Below are 6,751 nucleotides of genomic sequence, written 5' to 3'. Positions count from 1 at the left end.
AGCGTCCACGACACCGGGGTGAGCAGATCACCGGTCAGCCCGTAGGACTGTTCGGCCTCGCGCTGCGCGAACGCGGCTTTCACCCGGACCAGACCCCAGTTGTAGGCGAACCGCTCTGCCCCGGCATGCCGGCGCAGAGCGGCAAGCCGGACGGTGTTTGGATCGAGAGCGAACCCTCTCCACCTCCCGCGACGCCAAATCATGGAAGGGTCGGCTAACGAACCGCTTGTTCCAGCAGGTAGGTACAGCGGCGGAAGAGTGGTCCGTCGTGGTGGAGCATCGCCACGATTGTTACTTCAACCGGAATRTCCGAGTAGTGGACAAGGCCGGGTCGCCGGGCCGAAGCCGCAGCTCCCCGAGCTCCGGTAACAGGACTGCTGCCGCGACCGTGCGCTCCCGCCGGATGTCGCCGTTGTCGGGCACCCGGATGGGTGGGGCGGACAGCAACGCGAGGTGCTCCTCGGGCTCCTTCCCAAGGGTCGCGAGCACCGCCGTGGCAGCCTCAAGCCGGCGGACGGAGGAGTTGCGGGCGAACACGTTGATCTCGTCGTGGGGAACGAAGTCGGGATGGAGGAAGTGGTTGGTGTGGACGGTCTGTGGCGCTTGCACGGTCCGTAGCTCGTCACCGAGGATCTCCACCCAGACCGCCCGGGTGGCATCGCAGAGCGTCAGCGACCGGGAGCTGGCCAGCCGCAGGCCGCGGAGGACGTCGAGGGCTTCCTCGACGTCCTCCGCTGTGTCGAGCAGGTGCCGGATCGCCAGGTACGGGGGCAGACCTGCCCGCCAGTCGCCACCCAGGACGAGGTTGAGCCCGATCGCGAGGCCGCGGCTGTTGAGGCCGAGGTATCCGAGCAGGCCGCCGAAGCTCAGCRCGAGCGAGCGGCCGATCGGCGAGGCCAGGTCGAGGACGGCGATCTGGTCTTCGAGGTCGCCGTTGAGGTCGACGGTCTGGGCGAGCAGCGGGCCGGCGACCCGCGCGTAGGTGGTGCAGTCACCCGCGGTGGGGATCTTGGTGTAGCCGAGGATCTCGCGCCGAAGCTGGAGCAGCCAGGCCTCGTCCTCGTCCAGGCCCGCGCCGGACGCGAGCCCGGCGACCTCGGCCGCGAGCCGCGGCGTGGCGTGCTCGATCTCCGTACGGTACCGGGCGATCGTCGGGCGCAGTCCGTCCAGCGTCACCGGGTCGGGCAGCAGCCGGCCGAGCCGGCAGACGTGGTCGTCCACAAACGACCGCAGCCGCCCCGCCAACGCCGCCCCGTGGGCCTTGCCCAGCTCCGACGGCTCCCCGTCCGCCCTGACCAGGACGGTCACGGGCACGCCTTAGGGCGCTCGGCGAGCGTCTTCTTCACGATCGGCCATTCCTCGACCAGCACGCTGTAGTAGATCGCGTCGCGACGGCGCCCGTCCGGCATGGGGTTGTAGCTGCGCAGCACCCCCTCCTCGACGGCGCCGATGTTGCGCAGGCCGCCGCGGGCCTGGGTGTTCAACACGTCGGTCTTGAACTCCACCCGCAGCGCGCCCAGGCGCTCGAAGGCGTGCTCCAGCAGCAGCACCTTGGCCCACCGGTTGATCCCCGTGCCGCGGAAGTCTCGGCCGAGCCACGACCAGCCGATCTCCAGCCGAGCGTCCGGCTCGGACAGGTTGCTATAGCTCATGCTGCCCGCGACCCGGCCGGTGCGCTTGTCGGTGATGACGAAGACACATCGCCGGCCGGCCCGATGGTCGGCGAGAGATGCGTCGAAGAACGCCTCGAAGTCGGCATCGGATTCCACCCGGAAGACRAAGTACCGCCAGATGTCCGGGTCGAAAGCGATCGCCCGCAACGCTTCCCGGTCGGCCTCGGTGACGGGTGCGAGGCGGACGTGGTCGTTGTCCAGGACGGCCGGGCCGTCCGTGCGCCAGGCCACCGGTCAGGCCCCCGCTGGAGCGTGCCGGGACAGGATTTCCACGCAGTCACGCAGGGTGTGCATCCCGGCCAGATCGTCCTCGGTGAAATGGGCCATGTCGATGCCCGTGTCCCTGCACAGCGAGGTCAGGAACAGGACCTTGTTCAGCGAGGTCAGCCCGTAGGTACCGGTGAGGGCGGYAGCGGGCTCCAGGTCCTCGGGGGCGATGTCGATGGTCAGCACCGCGGCCAGGTTCTCCCGGACGACGGTCTCGATGTCAGGCAGCACAGAGTCGGGCAGCACAGAGTCAGGCAGCATGGAGTCCCTTCCTCGGGTCGCCGAGCTGGCKCAGGTACACCGCTCGGATCTGCTTCCGCTTGGGTTTGTACTGAGATGTGAGCAGGCCGTTGTCGATGCTGAACGGCTCGTCGGCCACCACGGCCCGGTGGATGTACTGGTCACCGCCGAGCGCCTTGTTGGTGGCCGCGAGCTGTGCGGAGATGGCAGCGGTGTCCGCCGGCACCGACGCCGGCGAGACGACCGCCACCAGCTCGGTCTGGGCCGGGCAGTAGAGCACGCACTCCGCGATGGCCGGGCTGGCCTTCAGATGCTCCTCGATCTGCCTGACGATGATCTTCTTACCGTTGTCCAACACGATCGTGTCGTCGGCACGACCGAGAACGAACAGGAAGCCGTCGGCGTCAAGGTATCCGAGGTCACCGGTGCGCACGGTGCCGTCGGGGCCGAAGACCCGCTCGGAGTCGCCGGGCTCGCAGTAGGCGTACCGCCCGTTCACYGGGTGCTGGGCACGGACGCTGATCACCCCGTCATCGTCGATGAGTACCTGCTTGCCCGGCAGCACCCGGCCTACGCTGCCCTCCCGGTGCGCGCCCGGGTGGTTCTTGGCCACGATGCACGTCTCGTTGAGGCCGTAGCCCTCGTAGATCGGCAGACCGAGCCGGTTGAAGAAGGCAAGGGTGGCGGGATCGGCGGGCGCCGAGCCCGTCCAGAGGTAGCGGATGCGGTCGCCGAACAGGTCGCGGGCCACATCGGCGAGGTCCCGGCCGGTGCGCTGGGTGCGGCGCTCGATCTGGCTGCGGGCACCTTCGAAGAAGCCGGGCACGCCCATGACGACGGTCGGCCGTACCTGGGTGAGTGCGACAAACGCCGCCTCGTAGGTGCAGACCGTGACGTCGTGGCCGTGCAGCAGCGCCGAATACACCCAGTAGCGCTGCTGAAGCAACGACAGCGGCAGAAACACCAGCAGATTGTCGCCGGGGCCGTGGCCGAACATGCCCTGGACGGCGTCCAGCGAGCTGTCGATGCTGCCGACGGTGGCGCCCAGGCCCTTGGGCGTGCCGGTGCTTCCCGAGGTGAACTTGATCGTGGTGACCTCGTCGGGGGCGTACCTGACCGGCGGCGGGGGCACGTCGGGCAGGTCGTCGGGCAGGTCGTCGAGCAGGTCGTCGAGCAGGGCCGCGAGTTGCTCGACACCGGATTCGTCGGACGGCCGGTCGGTGAACAGGAGGGAGAGGCCGTAGCGGTCCATGAGTTCGCGGGTAGGCGCGAACTTGCCCGGTTCCAGGCCGGCGGTCTCGACCTTGAGCCGCAGGGCAGCCAGGTCGAGCACCACCCACTCGAGGCTGTTGGCGGCGAGGATGCCGATCCGGTCGCCCGCGCCGAGGCCGCGGGCGCGCAGCCTGGCCGCGACCAGGCCGGACAGTCGCCAGACCTCGGCGAGCGGGACCTCGCGGGTGCCGGCCAGCCTGGTGATGTACAGCGTCCCGCGGTCCGGGGTGGACGCCAGGAGTTTGTTGATCATGACAGGCTCCTGCTGGTCRGGCGGAAGAACGTGGTGTGGGCGAGGGTGACCTTGCTGCCCGGCGGGATCAGCTCGACCGTGCTGGGCCACTGGTCGGGCGCCGGCTGGCCAAGGGCTTCGGCCAGCCGGACGGCGAAGCGCGGCATGACCGGCGCGGCGCCGTGCGCGAGCAGTGCGGCGGCGGCCAGCTCCAGTGCGGTGGCCGTGCGCACCTCGTTCGGCATGCCGCCGGCCCGCGCCAGCACGCGTTCCCGGCGGCTGAACCGGAGCGCGTCGGCCACCAGGGCGTCCAGTTCGGCGGCGGCCTGGTTGAGCGAGAACCCGCCGGGCCGCAGGCTGGCGGTGAGCGCCCCAAGCCGGGCAGCGAGCTGGCTGAGGAACCCGGCGTGCTCGGGGGTCCAGTTGCCGGCGTCGGGAGCCACCCCGTCGTAGTGGTCGGCCACGTGCTGGCCGAGGTCGTTCAGCCAGGCCTGCCAGGTGCCGATCAGGGTGGTCGCGAGCGTGTGCTCGTAGGCGTCGAGCTCGAAGTTCGTTCGCTGCGCCTCGGGACGGCTACGGGCGAGGAAGTAGCGCACGGCGTCCACGCTGCCGGCGTCGAGGATCTGCTTGCCCCAGATGGCGTGCCGGCGGCCGGTGGAGAACTTCAGGCCGTCGTAGAGGAAGAACTCGTTGACGTGGTAGTCGATGTCCGGCGTCCAGCCGGGCAGGGCGAGCTGGTAGAGCACCGGGTAGAGAATCGCGTGGTAGAAGCTGTTGTCGTAGCCGAAGAAGTGGACGATCTTCCAGTCGTCGGTCGGCTCGGCGGCCGTCCAGTCGCGGCCGATGCGCTCGCCGAGCTTCTGGATGCCGTGCAGGAAGCCGAAGGCCATCTCCGGCCATACCCAGATCACCTGGCCGGCGCCGTTCGCCTCGTGCGGGGTGATGCCCCAGTCGCTGGGGTGGCTGACCGGGATGTCGACCCGCTCCCGGCGGAACAGTCGTGCGGCGAGCTCCCGTAGCCGGGCCGGGACGCGGCCCCGGCGGTGATGGTCGAGCACCGTGCCCGCGTGCTCATGCAGCGGCAGCACGTAGCGGCGGACCGTGCCGGCAGCGGGTGCCTCGCCGGAGGGCTTGGCGACCGGATCGGCCAGGTCGACCACGGTGTTCGGCTCGCCGCACTCCTCGCAGATGTTGCCGCCGGTGATCTCACCGCAGCCGGGGCAGCCGCCGCGGACGTCGACCTCGTAGAGGTATTGGCCGGTTTTCGGGTCGAACAGCGCGGGGCCGTCGCTCGGGGCGATCGCGCCGGAGTCGACCAGCCTGGTGAAGAAGTCCTTCAGCGCGGGGACATAGCTGGGGTCGGCGTTTGTGACGGTGTACTGGTCGAGCGGGATGTCCATCAGTCGCAGGGTTTCCGCGATCTCGGCGCTGTAGTGCGCGGCCGTTTCGGCGTTCGACCTGCCTTCCCGGCGAGCGCAGTCGACCACGTAGGACTGGAAGTCGTCGCTGCCGGTCAGGTGCCAGATGTTGGCGCCGTTCATCCGTTGGAACCGGACGTAGGCGTCGGCACCCAGATACGGGCCGGAGAGGTGGCCGAGGTGGAGGTCGCCGTTGGGGGTGGGCGGCGTCGAGAAGACGAACACCGGGCGGTCGCCGTGCTCGCTGGTCACCGGGGTGGCCGAGGACACCGCGCGGGCGCCGTCGCGCCAGTACTGGGTGAGGAAGACCAGATCCTGATCCCCGGTGTTCTCCACGACGTGAGCCTCGAACGGCTCGAACAGGACGACGGTGCCCGGCGCGACCGGGTGGCGTTCGGAGCCCACGACGAACTCGCCGCGGCCGGCGACGATGACGATCAGCTCGGTTTCGTCGTGCCGGTGGTGCGCCGAGGCGACGCCCGGTGCGACCCGGCCCCAGGCGGCGCCGGTGCCCAGCCCGTCGACCGAGACCATGTCGATCCCGAATGCTTCGGAGAGCGCGGCGACGCCAAAGCGGTCGATGATCATGCGGTGTCCTTCTCGTCGAGCAGGTCGGCGGCCGCCGCGGCGATCGCGGGGGCCAGCCGGTAGCCGGAACCRCCCGCCGCGCCGGCGAACAGCACCCGGCCGTCGGCGGTGACCGGGCGCACGATCGGCGTACGGTCGGGGCTGTAGGCATCGCAGAACACGCGGCCGGAGACACAGTACGGGCTGAGCTTCGGGGCGTAACGATCCAGGATCGCCCGGCCGCGGTCGAGGTCGTCGGCGGACAGCTCCCCGGYCAGCGCGTCCGGGGTGACGTCCCAGTCGGGTGAGGTGTAGCTGAACAGCCAGTGGCCGCGGTGGGCCAGCGGTAGCAGGAACGCGTCCTCGTCGTGGAAGACGGTCGTGCGGTCGCGAGGGGTGGCGGGTCGTTCGATGTGCAGGGCGACCACTTTCTTGATCCGGACGCCGAGCGGGGCAAGCAGCTCCGGCCAGGCCAGCCAGGGACCCGGTGCCAGCACGACGCGGCCGGCGGTGAGCCGGGCACCGGTGCTCAGCGTGAGGACGACGCCGTCCGGTGCGGACCCCACGGCGGTGACCGCGGTGCCCTCCCGAAACGCCGCGCGGTCGCGGAGCCGAGCGGCCAGGAGTTGGGTGAGCGCTCCAACGTCGGCGTAGTGGGCGCCGTCGCCCTCCCAGCCCTGGTCGGCCGGACGCAGCCGCGCTTCGGGGAGGTAGTGCTCCCGGACGGCGGCTTCGTCGGTGCTGACCACGGTCAGGCCCACCGGGTGGATCGGCACCTGTGGGTCTCGCCGGCGCAGGTCCTCGTACCAGCGATGGCTGTAGGCGGCCAGCGCCCGCACCCGTGGGGTGGCACCGCGCGGGAAGTGCAGGCCGGCGGAGAACCGGGACACTCCGCCGCCAACCACTCCCCTGTCGATCACCGTCACCCGCCGGTGGGGCGCGCGGGCCAGTGCCTCGGTGGCCACCAGGCAGCCGACCACTCCGGCACCGACCACCACGACGTCGGCGTCCACATGATCGCACGCCCTTTGGCCCAGGATTTTCCCGGAAAGAAAGGCCTCCGGGCGTGCAGCTTCGCCATA

Annotated in this window: 7 protein-coding genes; all 7 read right to left on the bottom strand. The window is 70.3% G+C overall.

Annotated elements, in window-relative coordinates; all coding sequences use genetic code 11:
• Window positions 1-203, bottom strand: a 203-nt coding sequence (locus tag CcI156_RS15785; RefSeq protein ID WP_175637602.1) for a helix-turn-helix domain-containing protein, incomplete at its 3' end; no start/stop codon positions are given.
• Between the two features lie 88 nt (window positions 204-291).
• Entirely contained in the window at window positions 292-1,314 is a 1,023-nt protein-coding gene (locus tag CcI156_RS15780) for a C45 family peptidase (RefSeq protein WP_076806521.1), read from the bottom strand.
• Complete coding sequence (locus tag CcI156_RS15775; protein WP_011437654.1) at window positions 1,305-1,904, bottom strand: GNAT family N-acetyltransferase; 600 nt, start codon at window positions 1,902-1,904, stop codon at window positions 1,305-1,307. The genes CcI156_RS15780 and CcI156_RS15775 overlap by 10 nt, the downstream gene beginning before the upstream one ends.
• A gap of 3 nt (window positions 1,905-1,907) precedes the next feature.
• Window positions 1,908-2,201, bottom strand: coding sequence for a hypothetical protein (locus CcI156_RS15770; protein WP_083718579.1), 294 nt, complete (start codon window positions 2,199-2,201; stop codon window positions 1,908-1,910).
• On the bottom strand, window positions 2,191-3,705 hold the full coding sequence (locus CcI156_RS15765) for an AMP-binding protein (RefSeq protein ID WP_076806519.1): 1,515 nt from the start codon (window positions 3,703-3,705) through the stop codon (window positions 2,191-2,193). Before CcI156_RS15765 ends, CcI156_RS15770 begins: the two co-directional genes overlap by 11 nt.
• Complete coding sequence (locus CcI156_RS15760; RefSeq protein ID WP_076806517.1) at window positions 3,702-5,690, bottom strand: class I tRNA ligase family protein; 1,989 nt, start codon at window positions 5,688-5,690, stop codon at window positions 3,702-3,704. Before CcI156_RS15760 ends, CcI156_RS15765 begins: the two co-directional genes overlap by 4 nt.
• Window positions 5,687-6,682 (bottom strand): FAD-binding oxidoreductase, encoded by a 996-nt coding sequence (locus CcI156_RS15755; protein WP_076806515.1) that lies wholly within the window; start codon window positions 6,680-6,682, stop codon window positions 5,687-5,689. Before CcI156_RS15755 ends, CcI156_RS15760 begins: the two co-directional genes overlap by 4 nt.
• Between the last annotated feature and the right edge of the window lie 69 nt (window positions 6,683-6,751).

The sequence above is a fragment of the Frankia sp. CcI156 genome, assembly GCF_001983015.1.
Taxonomy (GTDB): domain Bacteria; phylum Actinomycetota; class Actinomycetes; order Frankiales; family Frankiaceae; genus Frankia; species Frankia casuarinae.
Note: the sequence above shows the minus strand (reverse complement) of the source record. Positions and strands in the feature narration are given on the sequence as shown.